Here is a 24,016-nt window from a genome sequence, read left to right as displayed (position 1 = left end):
TAGTTATTAGCTATCACTGGTGTTTTTTTCTATTACTAATTGTAAGCAAAAGTAAGGAAAAATTTCGGAAAATAGTCTAGAATGAATAAGTCACTGAAAAAAATATTTTCAGGAGAAGAGCTGAAGAGTTCTTCTCGGGAACCTTTACTTCCTTAGATGGACTTGTCATTACAAATTAAGAGGAGGATGAAAATGACAACACTCATCACAGTTTTAGTGGTTCTAGTTTTTGCGGCATTATTATATGTGTTTTATCGTATGCAAAAGCGCCATGCAAAATTTTCAACGCGGGTTTACACTGCGCTAGCTGCCGGTATCGTATTCGGGGGCGCCTTGCAACTGATTTTTGGAGTAGAAAACGAGGTTATTACGCAATCCATGGATTGGATCAGTATCGTTGGGAACGGCTACGTTAGTTTCTTACAAATGTTGATCATGCCTTTAGTCTTTGTTTCAATCGTTGCGGCTTTTACAAAAATGAAAGTATCAGAAAAATTAGGTAAAATCAGTGCAACGGTGCTGACCACTTTATTAGCAACAACGGCTATTTCCGCATTGATCGGGATCGGTGTGACGATCGCATTTGGTCTTCAAGGTGCTGAATTTACGCAAGGAGCAGCCGAAACTGCTCGTATTTCTGAGTTAGCGACACGACAAGAAACAGTGGAAGGATTAAGTATCCCACAACAAATCTTGTCATTTATTCCTAAAAATATTTTTGCAGACCTTGCCGGAACTCGTGCAACAAGTACGATTGCTGTCGTGATCTTTGCGGCATTTGTTGGGGTTGCTTACTTAGGAATCAAACGAAAAGCACCAAAAGAAGCATCATTCTTTGCTGATATGATCGATAGCTTGTACCGTATCGTGATGCGTATCGTGACGTTAGTCTTGCGTTTGACACCTTATGGCGTGTTCGCATTGATGACGAACGTGATGGCAACAAGTGATTTTGATGCCATTTTGAACTTAGGTAAATTTGTGTTAGCGTCTTATCTTGCATTGTTTGCAGTGATGATCGTTCATTTCTTGATTTTGATCGGTGTGAAAGTCAGCCCGATCGACTACTTGAAAAAAACATTTCCAGTACTAAGTTTTGCATTTACTTCACGTTCAAGTGCGGGGGCTTTGCCATTGAATATCGAAACACAAACAAAAGCACTTGGTGTGGATGAAGCCACAGCAAACTTTGCTGCCAGCTTTGGTTTATCGATCGGTCAAAATGGCTGTGCGGGTGTTTACCCAGCCATGCTAGCGACAATCGTTGCACCAGCAGCTGGAATGGATGTCTTTAGCATTCAATTCATCTTGCTACTAGTAGCCATCGTAACAATCAGCTCATTCGGAGTAGCTGGTGTCGGTGGTGGGGCAACCTTTGCCTCATTGATCGTATTAGGTTCAATGAACTTACCAGTAGCAATCGTTGGTTTAGTTATCTCCGTTGAACCATTGATCGATATGGCTCGTACAGCTGTCAACGTAAGTGGCAGTATGGTAGCAGGTATTGTTACAAGTGCACGTATCAATGATCTTGATCGAGATGTGATCAAAGATGAAGCAAAAGTCGTTGACGTGAATGCGTGATCGAAAAAACGAAAAGTGAGAGCAGATTGCTCTCGCTTTTTTTTATACTAAAATATATTCCGAAAAGTGTAAACGTGAAATAATTGATTCAAAAATCTATAAAAAAATAAGGTAACAAGACCTATCTAATACAATTCTCATCCAACGGAAGGTTATGTATTGTTATAATGAATATGCAAGCGTTCTATACCGTCTATATAAATCGAGGAGGAGATCTATGGTCACATTTAGCAGTAATTCTCAACAAGCCCAACAGTCCACTTCAAGAATCACCAGTGCAACCACCCCTTTAAACCAAGCATCATCGCTTCAAAATGACACACGCACCACGCTAATTGGCAATCAAGACATTCAAAGTAGCATAACGTCCGCCAAAAACTCAGCCAATCAAATTGCCTCAGCCATCTCAGGCGCTGCTAATCAATTGCAAACTGCTGCTCAAGGATTTTCTGCACTAGACACTCAGTTAAGTCGAGATCTTTTTAAGGAGAGACGCTAATGAATCAATGGACAACTCTTGATACCGAGGAAACGTTGCTGCAAGCAAAAAGAGAAGAACAGGAAAAGAAAATGAAACAACTTGATGCCTGCCGTTCAGATTACCAGAATCACTTTAAAGAAATCGGAAACTTCTTATTTCGATTACAGTTGTCTTACCAGAAGTCGAATGTCTCTACATCTATCGAAACATTCACCTCGGAGTTTTCACATCAAAGTAGGCGATTGATGAATGGCTTTGATGAATGCCAACATCATGAAATGATCCAACAACAAAAAATCACGCAAAAGCTTGATGAGATTAGTTTTGAGAAAAGAAAAATTTTGTTGGAGGATCAAAACACATGAGTATCGATATGTATCTTTCGGATTCCTTAGCCCAAGCCACGAGCGCCAGTCACTTCTTCCAAAAACAAGTCACTGATTACCAAAATCTCCAACAAGCCATCACTCAATTCACTTTACAAACGCCCAATCTCCAAGGGAAAACCTACGACGCTGCGAAAGCCTATTTTTCTCAAATACTTTACCCACTCGTCCAAGGAGGGATCTTACTCTCCGAAGCGGTCGAAAAAGCAGCGAAACGATTTCCACAGGAATACATAAATCAAGTTGATTCCATCAGCTTGAAACAATCCGAATTAGAAGCGCAAATTCGTCAAATGAATCAATATATCACCCAAGCCGAGGGGATACGGCAGTTGCTTCTTTCACCTCATATGCCGGAAGAACACCAAGGGTTTCAACTCAATCAGAATACGTTGTTACTCACGATGTATCATGACTTGAAACACAAGCTGGAAGAAAAACTCCAAAAACTCTTAGCTTACAACCAAAGCACCGCGCAATTTTTTACAGAAATCAAAAGTCTCGAACAAGCAGTCAATCAAGGCCTTGCTCAAACGAAAACTGCTTGGAATAGCCAAACGAAGACATTCTCTATGCCGAAAGATTTGTCCTGGACAACTACGATCCAAGATAAATGGCAACAAGCAGAAAACGAGAAAAAAGGCATCGATCCAACTAAAAACAAAGAACTAGAAAAGTACAACGTCTATGCCCTCATTATTCACGATAGCGAGGGCAACCCACGTGTCTTTTGGAAAATTGAAGACAAGCAATCAGGCTATGGCATCGTGAACCCCGAGCTGTATCAATATGTCACGAAAGTAGGTCACTACTTAGAACCTGAACTGATCCAATTTATGACGTACGATACCTACCAAGAGAAAGTCAATGCAGCATGGCGTCAAGGCGTCAATTATGAAACTGGCGAAAAACTAGACCCACTCTTAGGCAGTATTGTCTCTACCTCGCAATATGTCAAAGACGGCTACACATGGATCAATGAATCTGAACTTGGTCAAGCCCTGATGATATTAGGCTTTACTTATGCGTCTTACAAAGTATTGACGACTACTGGTGTGAAGCAGGTGGAAAATGGTAAAATTGGAGAGGTAGTAGATGCTAGGCTGGATAACCTAAGTCCTAAAGAGATTAGTCAGATGTCATTAAATGAATTAAAGAATAGTGTACCGAAAGGTTGGCAAATATTTGAACACAATGGTCGAGTTCATATCAAAGACGTACAAGGTAATTTTAGAATTCGGATTGACCCACCAGATAAAATTACCAAATATAAACATATGCATATTTTTGATGAAAATAAAAATTCATTGGATATGAAAGGAAATATTGTAGACAAAAAAAGTTCTGATGCGCATATTCCTTGGTCTGATAATTAATTTTGGAGGTAAATGATGAATATTGAATTATTACAAAATAAAATTGATAATACTGAATACTGGGATATGTCAATATTGGATATTCAAACTCAGTATTATGGTGATGAGGTATACATTTTTATAGAAAATAATGAAGAAAGTTGTTGGAAAATATGTTTTTTATCTTGTTATAAAGTCAGTTATGAGACCGATTCAAATTGGCGAACAATCGATAATGTAAAAGAAATGCGAGGGGGGCAACTTGGATATGAAGGACAAGATATTTCCTTGAAAAAATATGAAGGGAATGAGAACTTTGTAGAATGTTCTCTTGATCTATCGATGATGACAATGAATATCGTTTGTAAAGAGATTCAGGTGGAAAAATTAAACATGGAAGAAAATCGATTCTTTTGGCAAGAAAAATCAATTTGAAATAAATGTTTTGGTTTCTGACGAAAGTTAGAGAATCGAGAAGTAACGAATCAACCGATTTACCAACAAGAGCAATCCACGTAACTATTTAAACTAGGAGCATGCGCATGTATAAACTACTTTCCATAGAAGCATCAGTAGCTACACGGAATCTAGAGTTGGAAAATTTAGATACAGCTACAATTGATTTATGTTTTGATGATTCTGCTGTTACTAGTTTTAAAAATTTTGATTTTATGCAAATAAATGAAGTATATGATTGTAAAATTTTTCTTTTTGGTGGACAAGATGATAGTGGTGAAAAATTTCAATATATTAATGATGTTTCAATCGGCAGAACAGTTTTATCAGAAGTTGCAAACGAAAAAGGGGATGTGTACTATATCAATAAAATTTCTGCAAGTGAGTCCTTTAGTAAACAAAGAAAGTTAAGTTACAAATATACTCGAAAAGATCTTATCCAAGTGAAGACTATTATTCATGCAGCTTTCGAATAATGCTATATTAAAACATTTTTGACTGATTGCTCTCATATAGAAGAAGCTTGAACAGTAAAAGATGAGTTCACTTATAAAATGAACGACATAAATCCCCCTTCTCATCCGTATGTCTCTAACATAGATTTTCGTTATAAGCTATGCTAAACTAGCTAGGACGAAAAAAGTGGAGGAATGAATAGATGTTTACAAATGAAATGAAAATCATGTTATACGTAGATGATGTTGAAAAAAATGCAGATTTCTGGCAGCAGATCGGTTTTGTTGTGTTGGATCGTCAAGAAATGGATGGTACATTGATTATTGAGATTGCCCAATCAAAAGATGCGGGTACTGCGTTTGTTTTATATGATCGTGAATTTATCGAACAGCATTCACCAGGCACAGCTAGTGGGGCACCTTCTTTGATGTTTTATAGTGCGGACATTTTTGGTTTATACAAAAAGATGCAACAATTAGAAGTGACATTAGGTGATTTAGTCCATTTAGGTGAAGAATATGTATTCAACTTTGCAGATCCTGATGGGAATTACTTTGCTGTGACAGGAAAATAACTTACTTAGTAAGAATGAAGCAAGAACTCCGACTGAAATTTTAGTCGGTTTTTTTGTGTCTTTGAATACATAAAATTACGATATTTATATTATGTAAACTATACTTGCGCAAAAATACACAAGCAGAAATATCGTCATTTCATTTATACTTCTTTATACTATTATGGAATGAATTGATGGAAGGAAGTAACTAAATGGATTACCAAGTACTACTATATTATAAATATACAACGATCACTGATCCTGAACTTTTTGCGAAAGAGCATCTTGCTTTTTGCCAATCACTTAATTTAAAAGGACGTATCCTTGTCGCAGAAGAGGGGATCAATGGGACAGTTTCTGGAACGATTGCAGAAACTGAGGCATACATGAAAGCGATGTTGGCAGATGAACGTTTTGCTGACACATTTTTCAAAATTGATCCTAGCGAGGGTCATGCATTCAAAAAAATGTTTGTTCGTGCGCGTCCTGAACTAGTTTCACTAAAACTAGAAGATGACATTGATCCAAAAGAAATGACGGGCGCTTATTTGTCGCCTAAAGAGTTTAAAGAAGCGATTCTTGATGAAGATACGGTTGTGATCGATGCACGAAATGACTATGAATATGATCTTGGGCATTTTAGAGGAGCAGTTCGCCCCGATATCCGTAGCTTTAGAGAACTGCCACAATGGATTCGTGACCATAAAGAAGAGTTTATGGAAAAACGGGTCGTGACTTATTGTACGGGCGGGATTCGCTGTGAGAAATTTTCTGGGTGGTTAGTGAGAGAAGGATTTAAAGACGTCGGTCAATTGCATGGTGGTATTGCGACCTATGGCAAAGACCCAGAAGTCCAAGGGGAACTATGGGATGGCAAAATGTACGTTTTTGACGAGCGTATCGCTGTCGACATCAATCGCGTAGATAAGCAGATCGTTGGAAAAGACTGGTTTGATGGTACTCCTTGCGAACGTTACATCAACTGTGGAAATCCAGAGTGTAATCGTCAAATGTTAGCCTCAGTGGAAAATGAAGAAAAACATTTAGGCTCATGTTCAGTAGCCTGTGCTAAACATCCGCATAATCGCTATGTCAAAGAAAGAAATCTATCTGCGGAAGAAATCGATGCACATTTAGCAGCATTTGTATAATTTTTCTAACAATCAAAGCAGACGTAGTTAGTGTTTATAAAATAAAATGAGAGTCATGAAAGTTGTTCTTCAAATTTTCGTGGCTCTCATTTTCATCTGAAATCAGGAGATTTTTCCTTTAACTATTCGGAAATTGTTGCTACCTATGAGGATAAAATTGCGATATAATCAAATGAAAAGGTGGTGGTGTCATGAATAAACCATTTGTCTATGCAATCGGTGATGTCCATGGAAGTTATGATCTTTTTCAAAAGCTATTAACACATTATGATCCACATATTCATCAATTAGTCTTGATTGGTGATTTGAATGATCGTGGACCAAAAACAAAAGATTGCTTATTACTAGGAATGAAGTTAGTGAAAGAAACTGGTGCGGTCTACTTGCGAGGCAATCATGAAGAGTACTTCTTACAGTTTCTCCAAGAACCAGAAGACTGGTATCCATCTTATTTAAGAAACGGTGGAAGAGAAACAATGGAAAGTCTTTTGCATCCAGGTGCAGCAGAAGAATATTCACCAACTGAGATTGCCATGATGATTCGTTCAAGATATCGTGAATTAGTCGATTTTTTATGTAATTTGCCTTTATATTATGAATGGGAAAACTATCTTTTTGTCCATGCGGGTGTTGATCTAACTAAAAAAGATTGGCGTGATACTAGCCCTAGAGATTTTTTATGGATCAGAGAGCCTTTTCATGAGCATAAGAATCGGACAGGTAAGACGATCGTATTTGGTCATACGATCACGCCACTACTCCATGGAGATATGCAGACAACTGATTTATGGATACAAGATCAGAAAATCGGGATCGACGGTGGGGCTGTCTTTGGCGGATCGATGCATGGTGTCGTTTTTGATCCAACTGGAATCATCCAAGATATCGAGTATCAAAACAATCAAGGACCATGGCAACCACGTGATTGATCAAAAAAGTTTTTGATAAAAGTGTCCAGTTCTGATAAATAAGCCGAGAAACCCGAAATTTGTTCTTCAAATTTTTGGGCTTTTTAGCTTAGTCCTGAAGGTTAGATTTTAAAACGCCGATTATACATTTTAAAATTAAAAACAAAAATGAATTTTATTTTTGTTCTAGACACTGTTTAGTTACATTTAGAAATACCAGAATCTATGCTAAAATAAATCAGTATGATTTTTTGATTCTTGCTTTTTAATGAATAAACCGTCGCAAGAATCGATTTCGACTTAGAAAAGAGGCTATTTAATGACAGACAAAGTAAATCCAACGATTCTAGATCTTGTCAAAAAAGAATTGGCAGATTATCAAGCAAAGCAGTTAACGACAGTATTGAATTTATTAGCAGAAGGTAACACGGTGCCTTTTATTGCTCGTTACCGTAAAGAAATGACCGGAAGCTTGGACGAAGTACAAATTCGTGAAATTGAAGAGCGCTATGCTTATTTAGAAAATTTGGAAAAACGTAAAACCGAAGTCTTGCGTTTGATTGATGAACAAGGAAAATTAACTCCAGAATTACAACAAAGTATTACACAATCTGTAAAAATGCAACAAGTAGAGGATTTGTATCGTCCGTACAAACAAAAACGAAGAACGAAAGCAACGATTGCGAAAGAAAAAGGGTTAGAACCTTTAGCCACTTGGTTATTGACCTTTACATCTGAAGATGTTTTGACCGAAGCAGCTAAATACGTCACTGAAGAAGTTCCGTCTCCTGAAGAAGCCTTACAAGGTGCCCATGAGATCATTGCGGAGCAGGTAAGTGACAATGCAAAATTCAGAACATGGGTCCGTTCCTATACGTACAATAAGGGGCTATACGAAAGTACGGTCAAGAACAAAGAGAATGATGAAAAAGGCGTATATGAAATGTATTACGAGTTTTCTGAACCAATTCATAAAATCGTTTCTCATCGCATCTTAGCAACCAATCGTGGAGAAAAAGAAGAAGTGTTGAAAGTCAATCTAACGGTTGATGAAGCTGCGATTTTAACTTATTTGGAGAAACAATTGATTTCTGATACAGCTTCGCCTTCTGCTAGTTATGTTCGTTTAGCGATCCACGATAGTTACAAACGATTCATCCAACCTGCAATCGAACGGGAAGTCCGTAATGAGTTGACCGAAAAAGCGGATGAGCAAGCCATCGCTATATTTGGCGAGAATCTGCGTAACTTGTTATTGCAACCACCTTTAAAAGGGAAAGTTGTCTTAGGCTTTGACCCAGCTTATCGTACCGGCTGTAAATTAGCAGTGGTGGATGCGACAGGTAAGGTTTTAGCGATTGAAGTGATTTACCCGCACAAACCGGCGAATCAAGCAAAAAGAGCCGAAGCAGGCCCTGCATTTGTGAAATTGATTGATCAGTACCAGGTGGATATGGTTGCAATCGGTAATGGAACGGCGAGCCGTGAATCGGAGTTATTTGTGGCAGAACAGTTGAAGTTAGCCAAACATCAAGCGTTTTATGCCATCGTCAATGAAGCCGGAGCTTCTGTCTATTCCGCAAGTGATATTGCCCGTAAAGAATTTCCGGAGTTACAAGTGGAAGAACGGAGTGCAGTTTCGATTGCTAGAAGACTACAAGATCCGTTGGCTGAATTAGTGAAGATCGATCCGAAGGCTGTTGGCGTGGGTCAGTATCAACATGATGTTTCACAAAAGCGATTAGCAGAACAGTTAGATTTTGTTGTTGAAACGGCAGTGAACCAAGTAGGGGTCGATGTCAATACAGCGAGTCCTCAGTTGTTGCAACATATTTCTGGTCTAAATAAGACGACTGCTCAAAACATCGTGACGTATCGTGAAGAAAATGGTGCATTTGCTTCTCGAACGCAATTGAAGAAGGTCCCACGTTTAGGGCCAAAAGCCTATGAACAAGCGATCGGGTTCCTACGTGTGCCTGGTGGCAAACATGTACTGGACAACACCGCGATCCATCCAGAGAGTTATGCCGTAGCAAAAGAGATTTTACAGGCAAACCAATTATCTGAAAAGGATTTAGGAACGAAAGAAGCAATCGAAAAATTAAGTCAGATTTCTCCACAACGCTTAGCACAACAAGTGCCAGTAGGTGAAGAAACATTAAAAGATATTCTTGAGGGGTTGACCCAACCAGGACGAGATATGCGAGATGAAATGCCTGCGCCACTTTTGCGTTCAGATGTATTGAGCATGGAAGACTTAAAACCCGGCATGGAATTAAAAGGAACAGTCCGCAATGTCATTGATTTTGGCGCATTCGTCGATATTGGTGTGAAACAAGATGGTTTAGTCCATATCTCTAAATTAAGCAATAAATTCGTCAAACATCCAACTGATGTTGTTTCCGTTGGGGATGTCGTCACTGTTTGGATCGAACAAGTGGATACGAACAAAGGGCGTATCAGTCTGACGATGCTTTCGCCTTACGAGGATCAAGCGTGACACAAGAAGAATTGCAACAGTTAGTTGAAGAGATTTCTTTGACAAGCTTTCAGCGTCCGTTCATGCACCAAGCAATGTTCAACAAACGTTTGAAAACAACAGGTGGTAGGTACCATTTGAATGATCACCATTTGGATTTTAATCCGACGATGTTTGCAGTAGCCGATCAAGCAACGATCATCGGGATCATCAAACATGAGCTGTGTCATTATCATCTTCACTTGACTGGAAAAGGCTATCGTCATCGTGACTCAGATTTCAAACAGTTATTGGTAAAGACGGGTGGCTTACGTTATGCACCTGCTATTCCTTCAAATAGAAGGCAAAAAATCGAAGGATATCAATGCCAAAAGTGTGCTGAATGGATTTATCGTAAAAGGAAAATCAATACAGATCGCTATTTGTGTGGGCGTTGTAGAGGACGATTGATATGGCAAAAAACCACGTACTTGGATGTTGAATAATTGTATGAGGAGAGAAACAGAATGACAGGTGAACCATCAAGAATTGCAGACTGGAATTGCTTATTGGATTTTTTAGCAGACCCTGAACCACAGGAGTGTTCGGAACTAAAAGCACCAACACTGATTTTAGCTGGGAATTGTCTGCCCGTTCTAGTAGATGAAGCAGCAAAGGCTTACTTGAACCAGCAGGTTGAGCAAATCGTTTTAGTTGGTGGGATCGGACATGCGACGAAGTATCTCTATAAAAATTTTGAAAAACAAGGATTCTTATTTGAACAAGGTTTAAGTGAAAGTGAGATTTGTGCCCGCTATTTGCTTGAAAAATATAGGTTACCTGAACAGGCACTATTGTTAGAAACGAAGTCAACCAATTGTGGCGAGAATGCTTCATTTTCTTACAAGTTATTAAAAGCACAGGGCCCATTACCTGAACGTGTTCTTTTAATGAATGATCCGACCTTGCAACGACGAACAAAGGCGACTTTTGAGAAGGATTGGGGCAATGAGTCTGTTCATTTTTATAATTATGTACCGATACTTCCACAAGTGACAGAAAGTACCAAGGGATTCAACTTCTCTGATCAAAGACTAAATGACTTGTGGCCTTCTGATTATTTCCAAGCCTTAGTATTTGGAGAAATGGTTCGTTTGAAAGATGATGCCCAAGGTTACGGACCTAATGGAACGGGATTTATCGGTCATGTCGACATCCCAGATGAGGTGTGGTCTGCTTATTTACGTCTCTTAGCGATGAATGAAAAAGTTTCGCTAAAAAGGTAATCAGGGCACTAATATTTAAGGAACTAAAAATCATCCGAATAAATTTGGTTGAAATTTTTTATTGTTTATAAGATAATGGGTTTCGTGTTGAATGTATGAATAAAATAATGGATGATAGTTAAGAGAAGAGGATTCAAATGAAAAATCAAGAAAATTTGTACCACTTTGTTGGTATTAAAGGCTCAGGAATGAGCTCTTTGGCACTTGTATTACATGAAAAAGGATTAAACGTCCAAGGATCAGATATCGAAAAATATTTCTTTACTCAAAGAGATTTAGAAAAAGCCAATATCTCTATCTTGCCGTTTGATGCAGAAAACGTCAAACCAGGAATGATCGTGATCGCCGGCAATGCTTTTCCAGATTCACACGAAGAGATCCAACGTGCAAAAGAGCTTGGATTAGAAGTAATCCGTTACCATGATTTTATTGCAGATTTTATCCAAAATTATACGAGTATCGCTGTCACTGGTTCCCATGGGAAAACAAGTACGACAGGTCTATTATCACATGTATTGACAGGGATTCGTCCGACAAGTTACTTGATTGGTGACGGCACTGGTCATGGTGATCCAGAGGCAGAATTCTTTGCTTTTGAAGCATGTGAATATCGTCGCCATTTTTTAGCTTACTCTCCTGATTATGTGATCATGACGAATATCGATTTTGATCATCCTGATTATTATACAAGTATCGATGATGTTTTCTCAGCTTTCCAAACGATGGCAAAACAAGTCAAAAAAGCGATCTTTGCTTACGGAGATGACGACTATCTAAGAAAGTTAGAAGCGGATGTGCCAATCTATTATTACGGTATGAATGAAGATGACGATATCCAAGCACGTAATATTGAACGTACGACAACTGGTTCAGCTTTTGATGTGTTCCATGGCGAAGAGTTTGTTGGACACTTTACAGTTCCAGCATTTGGAAAACATAATATTTTGAATGCACTTGGTGTTATCGCAGTTGCCTACTTTGAAAAGTTAGACGTGAAAGAAGTTGCTGACGAAATGTTGACATTCCCTGGAGTGAAACGTCGTTTTAGCGAGAAAATCGTGGCTGATATGACAGTCGTTGATGACTATGCTCACCATCCAGCAGAAATCAAAGCAACTATTGATGGTGCACGTCAGAAATATCCAGACAAAGAAATCATTGCAGTCTTCCAACCACATACATTTACTCGTACGATTGCCTTGATGGATGAATTTGCCGAAGCCTTAGATTTAGCTGACCGTGTGTATCTATGTGATATTTTTGGTTCTGCCCGTGAAGAACAAGGGGACGTTAAAATCGAAGACCTAGGGGCAAAAATCAAAAAAGGTGGTCAAGTAATCAAAGAAGATAACGTTTCGCCGTTATTAGACTACCATGAAGCAGTGATTATTTTCATGGGTGCTGGTGATGTTCAAAAATTTGAACAAGCCTATGAAAAATTATTGAGCAGTACAACGAAAAACGTTCTGTAATCATCTAAGTGAATAAAAGAAGTTAGCGTCAAAAGGGATTGTCAGGTGGCAGCCCCTTTTGACGTTTATTTGTGGGTGATAGGTAGTTCTTTATCAGTAATGTTTCGCCTGCTTATAGTGACCGTACGTATTCGATCGAATTAAGAAATCCTAAAATATCCAGACAAAATACGAACGGTTTTTATTCAACTATGCTATAGTCTTCAATAAATAATGTACGATCATCGAAGTGATTGCTTACATAAGTGAAAGACCAAAGCATGTTCTGTAACTTGCGTTTTTTGTATGATTTGGTACAATTGGTACGAATGAATAAATAAACTGGAGGGTTTAAACTTGAACATAAGTAAACCGCGTAAATTAGGAAAAACAATCAATGAAATCGAGGAAGGTGACTCGTTATCTTTAACAGAATCAATTGAAGATAATCAGTTATTATTATATTTAGGGTTAACAAACGATGCCAATCCTTTATATATCCAACATGATTTTGCACAGAAAACGGAATACCATCAACCCATTGTTCCAACTGTGATGTTAATGGGAATCATAACAAGTGCAGTGTCAAAACACTTGCCTGGTCCAGGTTCTCATGTGGTGAATTTTTCAGCTAATTTTGTCGAGCCGGTTTTTCATTATGAAACATTGACGTTTCAGTTTGAAGTCATTCGAGTGGATAAGATGAAAAATGTTGTGACTATTTCAGTGGAGGCCACGAATACACAAGACAATCGTGTATTAGATGCAGTAGTCATGGTACAACCACCAGAATTAGAACAAGAATTAACTCTTGAAAGTGAAGGTGAATAAGATGAACAATCAAATCATATCAAATAGTATCAACCGCTTTTATGCGAAAGTCTACGGATTTTTAGGAATCGGTCTAGCGCTAAGTGCGATCACTTCCTATTTAGCGATCCAAGTCTTTCCTTATCAAGTAGCAAGCTTCATCAATAATTTTCCATTAGGTTTTATGGGATTATGGATCGTCCAAATTATTTTGGTTTTAGTTTTAGGAGCAAAAGCACAAAAAAATCCAAGCTTAGCAATCGGTGGATTTATCGCATATTCCTTATTGAATGGTATCGTTTTAGCTGTTACATTAGCTTTTTATGATATCGGAACGATCACAACTGCTTTTATTTCAGCAACTGGGATGTTCATTGGGATGTCAGCAATCGGGATGTTCACTAAAAAAGATTTATCAGGTGTGGGTCGTGCCGGAATGGCAGCGTTGATCGGTGTGATCATTGCGATGGTCTTGAATGTTTTTATTTTAAGAAGTAGTGCAGTTGAACTGTTCATCTCATTACTACTTGTCGTGATTTTTGCAGGTATCACTGCTTATGATAACCAAAAGATCGCAAATGTATATGTTCAATCAAATGGACAAGCAAATAGTGGGATTGCCGTATTCTTGGCACTTCAACTATATCTAGATTTCATCAACTTGTTCTTGGCATTCTTGCGAATCTTTGGACGTAATAACTAAGCAATAAACGAAGAGCAAGATAAAAATATCTCTCATATGAAAAGAAAGAACCCACTAGAATTTGATCGTCAAATTCTAGTGGGTTCTTTTTTTTGGTCATCGATACCAGTAATCACTATTTTTATCCTAAATTACTTTGTTCGCAATCTAGAATAAACGGTATTCAAAAAGTAACACTGGTATCTTACGCCTTAGTACGGACCGCTTTTCTAACAACCTTTTGCCTATCCGTTTTTTCTTTTCGCATTCTTTGGCATTCTTTGTTAGAATGAGAAAGAACTTTATAGTAAGGAGTTAAGCGGATGACTAAAAATAAATTATTACTCGTTGACGGAAATAGTGTGGCCTTTCGTGCATTCTTTGCGTTGCACAATTCGTTGGAACGTTTTAAAAATCGTAATGGGTTGCATACCAACGCAATCTATGCGTTTCATAATATGTTTGAAAATGTCATGCAAAAAGAACAACCAACGCATGTTTTGGTTGCTTTTGATGCAGGGAAAACAACATTCCGAACAGAAATGTACGCAGAATACAAAGGTGGCCGTTCAAAGACACCGGGAGAATTCAAAGAACAAATGCCTTATATCCGTGAGCTTCTAACCGGTCTAGGTGTGAAGTATTACGAGTTACCGAACTATGAGGCAGACGATATCATCGGTACTTTGGCAGAAAAAGTGGATAAAGAAATATTCGATGTAGTTGTCTTGTCCGGTGACCGAGATTTAACACAATTGGCATCAAAAGAAATCAAAGTCGATATCACTGTGAAAGGTGTAAGTGATATTGAAAGTTATACGCCAGAACATGTGGCGGAAAAATATGATGGACTTACACCGAAACAAATCATCGATATGAAGGGATTAGCAGGGGATGCTTCAGATAATATCCCTGGGGTAACAAAGATCGGTGAAAAAACAGCGATCAAATTATTAAATCAATATGGCTCTGTTGAAGGGATCTATGAACATATCGACGAAATGAAGCAAAGTAAGATGAAAGAAAATCTGATCAATGACAAAGAGCAAGCTTTCTTGTCTAAAAAATTAGCAACGATCGATACCGATGCGCCAGTAGAAGTGGATATTGACTCCCTTGCCTATCAAGGAAAAGACTTAGATAAATTGGTGCCTTTCTTCAAGGAAATGGATTTCAAACAATTTCTTGCTAAATTAGATGTGGTTGAAGAACAAGTAGAAATGAAAGATATTTTGTTTGAAGTGGTCCATGAATACGATGAGAGCATGTTCCAGACAAATATGGCTTTATATGTTGAGATGATGGGCGACAACTATCATACAGAGGACATCGTTGGTGTGGCATGGGGAACACCAGAGAAAATCTATGTGACAAATGACTTAGCGATTTTTGAAAATGAAGCCTTTCTTTCATGGGTCGGGGACAAGACTCGCCTGAAAAATGTATATGATGCTAAGCGTACGTATGTGGCATTGAACCGCTATGCAACGAAATTACAAGGGATCGACTTTGATGTCTTACTAGGTGCTTATTTACTGGATACGAACGAGAAAAGTGAGGACATCGAAGGGATAGCGTCACATTATGGGTATCATGATATCCAATCGGATGAAGCAATCTATGGAAAAGGCGCGAAGAAAGGTCTACCAGAAGATGAAGAAGTTTTCTTTGCCCACCTAGCACGAAAAGTTTCAGCAATCAATGGTTTGACGCCTAAACTAAGTCAAGAATTAGCAGAAAAAAATCAAGAAAATCTTTTCCGAAAAATGGAATTACCTTTGTCGATCATCTTGGCTGAAATGGAAATCAGTGGGATCAAAGTGGATGCGACTCGTCTTCAAGAAATGAAAATCGAATTTTCGGATCGATTGAGAGAGATCGAACGAAAAATCTATGAAGAGGCTGGAGAAGAATTCAATCTAAACTCACCTAAACAATTAGGTGTGATCCTTTTTGAAAAGATGGGTCTTCCAGTGATCAAAAAAACCAAAACAGGCTATTCGACTGCGGTTGATGTCTTAGAACAATTGCGTGAGCAAGCACCGATCGTTGATGATATTTTGATTTATCGCCAAATCGCTAAAATCCAATCGACCTATGTCGAAGGTTTACTGAAAGTGATCCAATCGGACGGGAAAGTCCATACTCGCTATGTTCAAACATTGACGCAGACAGGCCGTTTGAGTTCAGTTGATCCCAACTTACAAAATATTCCGATCCGTTTAGATGAAGGTCGCAAGATCCGTCAAGCATTCGTTCCTAGAAACGAAGATTGGTTGATCTATTCTTCTGACTATTCTCAGATCGAATTACGTGTATTGGCGCATATCTCAGATGACGAGCATTTAAAAGCTGCCTTTTTAGAAGGACAAGATATCCATTCAAGTACAGCAATGCGTGTGTTCGGCATTGAAAAAGCCGAAGACGTCACACCAAATATGCGTCGTCAAGCGAAAGCAGTCAATTTCGGAATCGTTTATGGAATTTCTGATTATGGGTTATCACAAAACTTAGGCATTACGCGTAAAGCAGCTCAACAATATATCGATACGTACTTTGAAAAATATCCAGGTGTCAAAGAATACATGGAGCGTATTGTTCGTGAAGCGAAAGATCAAGGTTTTGTAGAAACGTTATACCATCGTCGTCGCTATTTACCAGATATTAATTCAAGAAACTACAACATTCGTTCATTTGCCGAACGAACAGCAATCAATACGCCGATCCAAGGAAGTGCGGCGGATATCCTGAAAATCGCCATGATCGAATTGGACAAACGCTTGAAAGAATCGGACTTGCAAGCGACGATGTTACTTCAAGTGCACGATGAATTAGTCTTTGAAGTGCCAGAAAGTGAATTAGAGATGTTAGATAAATTAGTCAGCGAAGTAATGGAACAGGCGGTTGCTTTACATGTTCCACTGATCACAGACAGCAGCTGGGGCAAAACATGGTATGAAGCCAAATAATTCTTTACTTTTATACCGATAGACAAACATTGAGGAAAGATCTTGGATCAGGTTCGTTCGATGTAGGAGTAGATTGTAACAGAGCTGTCCAGCTCTGAGAATAAGGCGAGAAACCCGAAAATTGTTTATCAAATTTTTGGGTTTCTTGGCTTATTTCTGAAGTAGTTGCTTGTGGAATACTGTTTATCAAGGTTGTGACAAAAGCGTTTTGATCTGAGCAGTAAGATAGAAAATTAAAAATAGCTTTTCATATTTTACGATTTTTTAGCTTAATGTTGAAGGTCAGCTTATGGAACACCGTTTATTCTGTTTTAAGTTCAAGAATAAAAATAGCTTTTATTTTTGTTTCAGATAAGTTCGATTCAAAATCAAATAAGTGAAAATTGTAGGTGAGAAAAAGGATGCCCGAATTACCAGAAGTTGAAACTGTCCGTAAAGGATTAGAGAAATTAGTGAAAAACAAAAAAATCAAAAACGTCCAAGTGCTGTGGCCGAGAATCATTGAACAACCGGAGGTACCGATTTTTGAAGCAACGTTAATTGGTGAAACGATCGAATCGATCGGTCGTAGGGGGAAATTTTTGATTTTTCACTTGAGTCATTATGAAATGATTTCCCATTTACGGATGGAGGGAAAATATCAATATTTTGAAAAAGAAGAACCGATCGACAAACACACACATGTGATTTTTTCTTTTGAAGATGGCAGCCAATTACGATACCACGATGTAAGAAAATTCGGCCGTATGACGATCGTTGAAAAAGGAGCGAGCAATACCTATAAAGGAATCTTAAAATTAGGTCCAGAGCCTTTACCAGATCTATTCTTATTAAAAGACTTTACAGTAGGGCTACAAAAGTCACACAAAGCCATCAAACCTTTGTTACTTGATCAAAAGTTGGTCACAGGACTAGGAAATATCTACGTAGATGAAGCATTATGGGAAGCGAAGATCCATCCAGAGCAACCAGCTGATTCTTTACGCCCAAAAGAAATCAAATTACTCCGTCAAGCAATCATCGATGTGTTGTCACGAGCAGTTGAAGCAGGGGGAACAACGATCCGAAGTTATCTCAATGCGTTAGGTGAGTCAGGGAGTTTCCAAGTGGCTTTACATGTCTATGGACAGACAGGAGAAGCATGTGTTCGTTGTCAAACACCAATCGTGAAAACGAAAGTTGCGCAAAGGGGGACGCACTATTGTCCAACATGTCAGAAATTAAGAATACCCAAGTAGGATTTGTTTTAGGTTTGACAGGGGGAATTGCGACAGGCAAGAGTACTGCCGCTGCTATTTTCCAACAATATGGCTTTCCAGTGATCGATGCCGATATAGTGGCAAGAGAGGTCGTTGAACCGGATACGCCAGGACTTCAAGCGTTGGTTCAAGCATTCGGCAAAGAGATCCTCCAACAGGATGGTCAGTTAGATCGGGCAAAACTTGGACAATTGATTTTCGGTTCTGTCACTGCACGTGAGCAATTGAATCAAATATTAGATCCATTTATCCGTGGGAGAATCACTGAAGAAATCATAGAGAAGAAAGCCCAATATCCGTTGATCGTTGTCGATATTCCTTTATTGTTTGAAGGACAGTATGATACACAAATGGATGCCGTCGCAGTTGTCTATATTCCAGAATCTCAGCAAATCGAACGCTTGATGGTACGCAATCAATTATCGAAGCAAGAAGCAGAACAACGGGTGAAAAGCCAACTGTCGATCGAGGAAAAGAAACGACGTGCGGATATCGTATTCGATAACCGCCAAACCAAGGAAGATTTATCCGCTGAAATCAAAAAATGGTTATTGCTTAATCGCTTTCTTTGAGTAAATCGCAACATTTTGCTATGCTATTTATATAAAGAAAGAGGGGGAGATGATACGATGGGTACATTCAAAAACCAAAAAGATAAAGTAGTAGGTTCTGCGAAAGAAAAAATTGGTGAGATTCTCCACAAAGAAGATTTACAGGAAAAGGGCCAGATCCAAGCAGAAGAAGGTAAAATTCGTGAAGATGAATACCGGGCGAGAATTGCTGAGTTAGAAGACCAACATGTCGAAAAAGAATCCAAGCGACAGGACTTAACCACAGAACGCAAAGATCCGGAAACAAGTCCTGAAGTAAACCAAGACCCCCAATTCGATCATCGTTCAACAGAACAAAAAATCGAAGAAGAACGAATGAAACATTACACGGGAATCGAAGATAAACTATAGGGATTACCCAAGCATTGAGTAAAATAGAAAATCAAAAAGAAACAGGCTGGTGCTGAACGCCAGTCTGTTTTCGTTCGTTGAGATAAAAACACAACAAATCTTTCAGTTCAAGCGATTTTTTAACTGGGACAGTCGCATTGCTTAATTGTTTCATGTTATACTAAAGTTAGTAATAAGAAAACGTTTATTACGATCCACTTGAATTAGTTCAATAAAAAATCAGTGGAAAAAAATCTAAAACAATAAGCAGTGAAGTTGTGAAAATCACTTTGAACTGAGCAATAAGATATAAATTGAAAAAATCCTTTTCATATTTTATAATTTTTAAGCTTAGTGTTGAAAACCAGCCTTTTTTCCACCAATGATTCATAATTGGTGGGAAAAATTAACTGATGGAACAACTTCATTTGGTACATTCAAATAAGCGATCAAACTACACCAAGAGAGGTGAAAATTACGATGAGATGTCCTAGATGTCAACATAACAACTCAAGAGTGATCGATAGTCGTCAAGCTGACGATGGTCGAGCAATAAGAAGACGCCGGGAGTGCGAAAAATGTTCCTTCCGTTTTACGACCTTTGAACGAATCGAAGCAGCGCCGTTATTAGTGATCAAGAAAAATGGCGAACGTGAAGAATTCAATCGTGACAAAATTTTACGAGGCTTGATCCGGTCTGCCGAAAAACGACCAGTAGCGATGGAACAAATGGAACAGATCGTCAACCATGTTGAAAATCGTGTAAGAAGTCTTGGCGAAAATGAAGTTTCAACTAATCTGATCGGTGAATACGTCATGGAAGATTTAGTGAACTTAGATGAAATCGCCTATATTCGTTTTGCGAGTGTCTATCGTCAATTCAAAGATATGTCTGTCTTTTTGAAAGAATTACAAGACATTGTTGATAAAGCAAAAGATACGAGTAATAGTGAAAATGATGCGTAATTAATAAAGGAGGGAGCATTCCTTGGAAAATGCGTGGAAAGAATTACAACCGAAAAATATTTACCAAGGAAGAAAGAGCAGTCCTTTAAAAGAAGAAGGAAAGTCTGCCTTGTTATCCCTTTACCAACCATTGATCGGGGGAGAAGCGTTGAGTCTTTACTTGACGTTGTATTCGGAGATCTCGCTAGAAACTGGCGTAGGTCCTGAAGGATTACACGCCGATTTATTGAGTAGTCTAAGTTGTGGATTACCGCAATTTTATGAGGCACGAAAAAAATTAGAAGGAATCGGTCTTTTAGAAGTCTATTTCAAAAAAGATGAAAATTTGGGTGATTGTTTTCTTTATGAGTTGTTAGAACCGATGGACGTTCCTACGTTTTTCAATGATACGTTACTTTCTTTTTTACTTTTAGAAAAAGTTGGCGAACGTCGATTCAACCAATTGACGGAATTATTTAAGCCAAAAAATCTTTCGTATGAAGGCTATCAAAAAATCACTAAGAAGTTTTTGGAAGTCTATCGGTTCAATGAAACAGTCTATGCAGCAAACCAAGAACAAGTGGAATCGATTCAGCAAAAATTCACACCTGTTGAACCCAAATCATTGTTAGCAGATTCAGACTCGTTTGACTGGACGTTTTTAATCGATTGGTTGAAGAAACAACACATCAATCAGTTGACAGAACCAGTTCTGCAACAAGCGAAAACATACCAACAACTCTACGGCTTCGATGAACTGACTTTAGGAGAGTTGATTCTACAGTCATTTGATTTTACGACAGAAGAAGTATCTTTAAAAGAACTCCAACGGATCGTCTTGTTACGGCAGCAACAGCAGAATACGTTGCGACAATCGAGCAACACTCTGGTTACCGATCAGTCTGCTGAAACAGGTGTCCCTGTCAATCAGGCGTTGCCTAGTGCTGCACAACAATTGATCCAAGTTGCACGACAAACCCCACCGATGCGTTATCTCGAAGCAATAAAAAAAGAAAAAGGCGGGTATGTTTCCAAACAGGAAAACTGGTTGTTGCAAGATTTGGTCACCCAATCCGGTCTGACTAGCAGTGTCATCAACATTTTGATCAACTATGTGTTAGTCATAAAAAACCATGCGAGCTTAAATGCGAGCTTCGTGAATACGATCGCTAATGAGTGGGCGCAAAAAAAAATCAGTACGCCAGAAGAAGCGATTGAACATCTCCATACATTGAGTACGAAAGCGAAACAACCGAAAGCGTCAAAACAAAACAACACGTCAAATTATCGCCGAAATGTAAGGCGAGAAAAATTGCCTGATTGGGTCAATCAACCAAAAGACGAAACGCAAATCAGTACAGAGAAAAAAGCCGAGATCGATCGTCGCTTCAAAGAGTATCTGGCTAAAAAGGAAGGTGAGAGCTAATGGAAGATGTGGGAAAAGAACTGAAGAAAATCATCAGTAAACGCAACTACCAAGAAAAGTATTCCGAGATGATTGCTGAAGTTTTGAATGATGCGGATGTTCAAGCCTTTCTGTCAGCCCATCAAGACCGATTGACGCAAGCGGATATCGAAAAAAGTTATGCCAAACTCTATGAGTATGTCCAAGAAAAAAGAAAATATCAAACGAACGATCCAACCATGATCGCTCCCGGATATGAACCAAAATTGACATTGAATTTCCACTATGTCGATGTGACTTACGTGCCGACGGAAGCACTCTTAGCTCGTCAAAAACAAGAAGAGATCAAGAGTCGTGTGAAAGCAATGGATATGCCAAAAGATATCCAGTCTGCCTCTTTCGAAAATTTCGAACGAACAGATGGACGTGGTTATGCAAGTTTAGAAGCATTAGACTTCGTCGAACAATATTCGGCTGATCCTAAAAGCTTCCACAAAGGGTTATACTTGGTCGGAAGTTTTGGTATCGGCAAAACCTATCTGTTAGGAGCAACAGCAAAAGAACTGGCAATCAAAGGATTCACGACAACGTTGGTCCATTTCCCAACATTTGCTGTTGAAATGAAGCAAGCCATCGGCAAAGACCAAGTGGCTGAAAAGTTAGATGCGGTGAAGAAATCGCCGATCTTGATGATCGATGATATTGGAGCGGATGCGATGAGTAGTTGGATCCGTGATGAAGTATTTGGCGTCATCTTACAGTATCGAATGCAAGAACAATTGCCGACGTTCTTTTCTTCAAACTTCACGATGAACGAATTAGAACAGCATTTGACGGTGACACAACGAGGCGATGAGGAACCGTTGAAAGCCAAACGGATCATGGAACGAATCCGCTATTTGACAAAAGAAATCGAAATGACAGGCCGAAATCGCCGAAATGGCTAATGCCATTAAATGATTTTTACAGAAACAGGTTGGAGTATCTACTCAACTGTCACTGTTTTTCACCTTTTCAATAAAAATTCATAAAATGAACAAAGTTAAGATGAAACGAATCCATGGACTTGAAGAAATAACCGGATGGAATCATCAAAGCAGTAACGCAAGAAATTACACGGAGGATGTATGATGAAAGCTATTTTAACTGGTCTAGTTGCTGCCGGTCTCTTGTTTGCATTGGCAGGCTGTGGCAACGAAGAAGGAAGTACAGGTTCAATCGATTCGATCAATGCAGAATCGACAGTGGAAACAGATAGTTCTACCGAACAAAAGCAAAGTGTGTTTACAGGTACGATCGAAAGCTTCGGCGAAGCGGAAGGTGATGTATACCAAATCACCGTCAAAGATGTAGAAGAAATAGAAGATCCAGCAAATATCGGTACCTCCTTCAGCAATGATGGAGTGATCTTGAATGCTTCAGTGGATCAAATCACTGGTGGTGTCGATTCCTTGAAAGAAGGAGAAAAGATCGAATTTAAATTGGTAGAAATGGCGGTCATGACGATGTCGATCCCTCCACAAGTTCCTGGAAATTCGATCATTGAGATCACTGCCCAATAAAAAAAGAATCAATCGAAATCTTTTGATTACTTGTAAAAAAAAGACTGGGATATTTTCCCAGTTCTTTTTTCTATGGAACATAAACTAATGTTATGATAGGGATAAGAACATTAGTTATCATAAAAGTGGAAATAAGTAGTATAACTATAATAAGTAAGTGTTTGTCCAAAGTCATGACAAATTGGATGACATCCAAACATTCAGTAGTTAAGGAGTGGAAAAATGAATCACACAGAGTTATCGAAACGTCTTGAAACTGTCGGACGTTTTGTACCGGAAGCTGCTCGTTTAGCAGATATCGGTTCAGATCATGCGTACTTACCCGTCGCATTGATGCTAAAAGGGAAAATCGACTTTGCTATAGCTGGAGAAGTCGTGAAAGGACCTTTTGAATCGGCAAAACGACAGGTGATGAAAAATGGACTGTCTGAGCGAATCGAGGTACGCTTGGCCAATGGATTAGATGCCATCGAAAAGGACGATCACATCAGCGCGATCACGATTGCTGGCATGGGAGGCTCTTTGATTCGTGACATCTTAGAATCTGGTCGGCAAAACCAGCGCTTATCGGGAGAAGAACGTTTGATTCTACAGCCCAATATTGGCGAAAAAACGTTAAGAACGTGGCTGAAAGAAAATAACTATCAGATCATTGCAGAAGAAATCATTGAAGAAAACAAAAAAATCTATGAGATCATCGTAGCTGAAAAGAAAGAACAGCCCATCGACTATTCTGAAAAAGAGCTGATGTTTGGGCCATTCTTACTCGAAGAGAAAAACGCTGCTTTTTCGGCAAAATGGCAACGTGAGCTTAAACAACGTGAAGTGATCTTAGAGCAATTAAAAAATGCGAGTGAACAAAACAGATATGAGACAATCCAACAAGAGGTGGAATGGATCAAGGAGGTTTTATGA

At 38.8% G+C, this 24,016-nt stretch carries 24 protein-coding genes; all 24 read left to right on the top strand.

Translation table 11 applies throughout. The features are described from left to right. Window positions 1-192 precede the first annotated feature (192 nt). The 24 genes from IGJ14_RS07515 to IGJ14_RS07400 all read left to right on the top strand — a co-directional run bounded on the left by IGJ14_RS07515 (window position 193) and on the right by IGJ14_RS07400 (window position 24,016). Window positions 193-1,584 (top strand): L-cystine transporter, encoded by a 1,392-nt coding sequence (locus IGJ14_RS07515; RefSeq protein ID WP_019724480.1) that lies wholly within the window; start codon window positions 193-195, stop codon window positions 1,582-1,584. 217 nt (window positions 1,585-1,801) lie between these two features. Continuing rightward, the gene (locus IGJ14_RS07510; protein ID WP_019724481.1) at window positions 1,802-2,083 is read left to right on the top strand and encodes a TIGR04197 family type VII secretion effector; all 282 of its coding nucleotides are present in this window, start codon (window positions 1,802-1,804) and stop codon (window positions 2,081-2,083) included. After that, window positions 2,083-2,430: a DUF3958 family protein gene (locus IGJ14_RS07505; protein WP_019724482.1), complete on the top strand. Its 348-nt coding sequence runs from the start codon at window positions 2,083-2,085 to the stop codon at window positions 2,428-2,430. The genes IGJ14_RS07510 and IGJ14_RS07505 overlap by 1 nt, the downstream gene beginning before the upstream one ends. Beyond that, window positions 2,427-3,827: a transposase gene (locus IGJ14_RS07500; RefSeq protein ID WP_430607367.1), complete on the top strand. Its 1,401-nt coding sequence runs from the start codon at window positions 2,427-2,429 to the stop codon at window positions 3,825-3,827. Before IGJ14_RS07505 ends, IGJ14_RS07500 begins: the two co-directional genes overlap by 4 nt. Window positions 3,828-3,842: 15 nt before the next feature. Beyond that, window positions 3,843-4,241 carry a hypothetical protein gene (locus IGJ14_RS07495; protein WP_229048949.1) on the top strand — a complete coding sequence of 133 codons (399 nt, stop codon included), beginning with the start codon at window positions 3,843-3,845 and terminating at the stop codon, window positions 4,239-4,241. 107 nt (window positions 4,242-4,348) lie between these two features. Continuing rightward, entirely contained in the window at window positions 4,349-4,738 is a 390-nt protein-coding gene (locus IGJ14_RS07490; protein ID WP_019724569.1) for a hypothetical protein, read from the top strand. A gap of 182 nt (window positions 4,739-4,920) precedes the next feature. Then, complete coding sequence (locus tag IGJ14_RS07485) at window positions 4,921-5,292, top strand: VOC family protein (protein WP_019724568.1); 372 nt, start codon at window positions 4,921-4,923, stop codon at window positions 5,290-5,292. Window positions 5,293-5,486: 194 nt separating this feature from the next. After that, a complete protein-coding gene (locus tag IGJ14_RS07480; protein ID WP_019724463.1) occupies window positions 5,487-6,425 on the top strand; it encodes a rhodanese-related sulfurtransferase in 939 nt (312 codons plus the stop codon). Between the two features lie 191 nt (window positions 6,426-6,616). Then, complete coding sequence (locus tag IGJ14_RS07475) at window positions 6,617-7,354, top strand: metallophosphoesterase family protein (RefSeq protein WP_066025098.1); 738 nt, start codon at window positions 6,617-6,619, stop codon at window positions 7,352-7,354. 298 nt (window positions 7,355-7,652) lie between these two features. Further along, window positions 7,653-9,833, top strand: coding sequence for a Tex family protein (locus IGJ14_RS07470; protein WP_430607362.1), 2,181 nt, complete (start codon window positions 7,653-7,655; stop codon window positions 9,831-9,833). Continuing rightward, complete coding sequence (locus IGJ14_RS07465) at window positions 9,830-10,297, top strand: SprT family protein (protein WP_019722647.1); 468 nt, start codon at window positions 9,830-9,832, stop codon at window positions 10,295-10,297. Before IGJ14_RS07470 ends, IGJ14_RS07465 begins: the two co-directional genes overlap by 4 nt. A gap of 21 nt (window positions 10,298-10,318) precedes the next feature. After that, a complete protein-coding gene (locus tag IGJ14_RS07460) occupies window positions 10,319-11,077 on the top strand; it encodes a YdcF family protein (RefSeq protein ID WP_019722648.1) in 759 nt (252 codons plus the stop codon). A 137-nt stretch (window positions 11,078-11,214) separates the two neighbouring features. After that, on the top strand, window positions 11,215-12,549 hold the full coding sequence (gene murC, locus IGJ14_RS07455) for a UDP-N-acetylmuramate--L-alanine ligase (protein ID WP_010735306.1): 1,335 nt from the start codon (window positions 11,215-11,217) through the stop codon (window positions 12,547-12,549). A gap of 336 nt (window positions 12,550-12,885) precedes the next feature. Then, window positions 12,886-13,359: a MaoC/PaaZ C-terminal domain-containing protein gene (locus IGJ14_RS07450; protein WP_019722649.1), complete on the top strand. Its 474-nt coding sequence runs from the start codon at window positions 12,886-12,888 to the stop codon at window positions 13,357-13,359. A 1-nt stretch (window position 13,360) separates the two neighbouring features. Next, the gene (locus IGJ14_RS07445; RefSeq protein ID WP_019722650.1) at window positions 13,361-14,041 is read left to right on the top strand and encodes a Bax inhibitor-1/YccA family protein; all 681 of its coding nucleotides are present in this window, start codon (window positions 13,361-13,363) and stop codon (window positions 14,039-14,041) included. Between the two features lie 302 nt (window positions 14,042-14,343). Continuing rightward, window positions 14,344-16,989, top strand: coding sequence for a DNA polymerase I (gene polA / locus IGJ14_RS07440; RefSeq protein ID WP_019722651.1), 2,646 nt, complete (start codon window positions 14,344-14,346; stop codon window positions 16,987-16,989). Between the two features lie 401 nt (window positions 16,990-17,390). After that, window positions 17,391-18,227 (top strand): DNA-formamidopyrimidine glycosylase, encoded by an 837-nt coding sequence (gene mutM, locus IGJ14_RS07435; protein ID WP_019722652.1) that lies wholly within the window; start codon window positions 17,391-17,393, stop codon window positions 18,225-18,227. Further along, window positions 18,200-18,820, top strand: coding sequence for a dephospho-CoA kinase (coaE, locus tag IGJ14_RS07430; protein ID WP_019722653.1), 621 nt, complete (start codon window positions 18,200-18,202; stop codon window positions 18,818-18,820). Before mutM ends, coaE begins: the two co-directional genes overlap by 28 nt. Before the next feature lie 57 nt (window positions 18,821-18,877). After that, window positions 18,878-19,210 carry a hypothetical protein gene (locus tag IGJ14_RS07425; RefSeq protein ID WP_019722654.1) on the top strand — a complete coding sequence of 111 codons (333 nt, stop codon included), beginning with the start codon at window positions 18,878-18,880 and terminating at the stop codon, window positions 19,208-19,210. Window positions 19,211-19,669: 459 nt separating this feature from the next. Continuing rightward, window positions 19,670-20,155 carry a transcriptional regulator NrdR gene (nrdR, locus tag IGJ14_RS07420; protein ID WP_010735313.1) on the top strand — a complete coding sequence of 162 codons (486 nt, stop codon included), beginning with the start codon at window positions 19,670-19,672 and terminating at the stop codon, window positions 20,153-20,155. 22 nt (window positions 20,156-20,177) lie between these two features. Further along, window positions 20,178-21,560, top strand: a complete 1,383-nt coding sequence (locus IGJ14_RS07415) for a replication initiation and membrane attachment family protein (protein ID WP_019722655.1) — start codon at window positions 20,178-20,180, stop codon at window positions 21,558-21,560. Continuing rightward, window positions 21,560-22,486 carry a primosomal protein DnaI gene (dnaI, locus tag IGJ14_RS07410; protein ID WP_010735315.1) on the top strand — a complete coding sequence of 309 codons (927 nt, stop codon included), beginning with the start codon at window positions 21,560-21,562 and terminating at the stop codon, window positions 22,484-22,486. The genes IGJ14_RS07415 and dnaI overlap by 1 nt, the downstream gene beginning before the upstream one ends. A gap of 183 nt (window positions 22,487-22,669) precedes the next feature. Next, a complete protein-coding gene (locus IGJ14_RS07405) occupies window positions 22,670-23,101 on the top strand; it encodes a hypothetical protein (protein WP_010735316.1) in 432 nt (143 codons plus the stop codon). 222 nt (window positions 23,102-23,323) lie between these two features. Next, window positions 23,324-24,016 (top strand): tRNA (adenine(22)-N(1))-methyltransferase, encoded by a 693-nt coding sequence (locus IGJ14_RS07400; protein WP_019722656.1) that lies wholly within the window; start codon window positions 23,324-23,326, stop codon window positions 24,014-24,016.

It is taken from the genome of Enterococcus sp. DIV1304_2 (assembly GCF_050555445.1).
GTDB lineage: Bacteria > Bacillota > Bacilli > Lactobacillales > Enterococcaceae > Enterococcus_B > Enterococcus_B pernyi.
This window is presented reverse-complemented; position numbering and strand designations above follow the sequence as displayed.